The sequence below is a fragment of the Arthrobacter sp. HMWF013 genome, from assembly GCF_003061105.1.
Lineage (GTDB): Bacteria > Actinomycetota > Actinomycetes > Actinomycetales > Micrococcaceae > Arthrobacter.
The window spans coordinates 1-1,152 of the sequence record NZ_QAIQ01000680.1; the positions used below are offsets into that span (position 1 = coordinate 1).

Sequence of the window (1,152 nt, forward strand, 5' to 3'; positions counted from 1 at the left end):
GTGTCCTGGGAGTAGCCGCCGGCTTTCCTGAGCGCCTCGCCCCGCCACGCGGCGCAGGCACCCGGAGCAATGGCGATAGCGCCCATCAGACCCTCGGCCATGCGGGTGACGCAGATTCCGGACAGGTACTCAAGGCTCTGCCAGGCAGTAACGAGGTTGCGGCGGTTTCCTACCTTGACGTGGCCGGCCACGGCCCCCACTTCCTTGCCATTGCGGGGAGCCAGGAAGTGGCGGGCGAACATCTTGATGGTTTGCGGCTCAAACAGTGTGTCGCCGTCGAGAGTGACGATGATCTCTCCCCAGGACTCGTCGATGCCGTGGTTGCTGGCGGCAGGCTTTCCACCATTGGGCTGGTCAATGACACGCAGTCCGGGCCACGTTTTCGCGTAGTCGGTCAGTACAGCGAGCGTGCCGTCAGTGGACCCGTCGTTGACTGCCACCACCTCCATCAGGGGGTAGTCACTGGCTCTGAGTGCGTCCAGGGTTTTTGCCACCACCAGCTCTTCGTTGAACACCGGCAGCACCACGCTGACGAAAGGCCAGTCCTTGTCCTCAATCCTGGCCCAACGGCGCTTCCTCTGGCGGGCATTGCTGACCAGCGCGAGCACCACGAACAGGAATGTCAACACCGTCAGGGAGCCGATGCCGAACCAGAACAACCAGGTCAGCAACACATTGGGTGTGACCAGATATGTTGTCAGGGCCGCCAGGGTGGCGCTGTCCTCCACAGTGGCAGGAGTACTCCGTTGCGGGATGTATTCCGGCGGCAGCAGGGGCTGGATGGTAGTGAACGTGTAGCCCTGCGCTTTGGCGCGGGGAATGAATTCCTTGAGCATGTTGATCGTCGCGGTGCGGTCGCCGCCGGCGTCGTGGGTCAGGACAACGTGGCCGCTGCCGTCAAGCTCGGGCAGTTGAATGGGGACTCCAGGGGCGTACTCCCAGTCGCGCGTGTCAAGATCCATGTTCACGTGCAGGTATCCCAGCTGCTGCGCCTGCAGAAGGGCCAGGGTGTTGTTTTCAGGATTGCCGGTAGGGATCCTGAACAGCCTGGAGTCGTATTGGTCAGTGGCACGCATGACCCGGTCGGCGCCAATGATTTGCTGGCGGTTGTCGGCGTCATCGTGGGCCCAGAAGTCGATGTGGGACAGTGTG

1 protein-coding gene is annotated in these 1,152 nt (G+C 62.4%); it reads right to left on the reverse strand.

Going from position 1 to position 1,152, the window contains the following annotated elements; genetic code table 11:
- A partial coding sequence (locus DBR22_RS22030) for a glycosyltransferase (RefSeq protein WP_146187624.1) occupies positions 1-1,152 on the reverse strand: 1,152 nt, incomplete at both ends.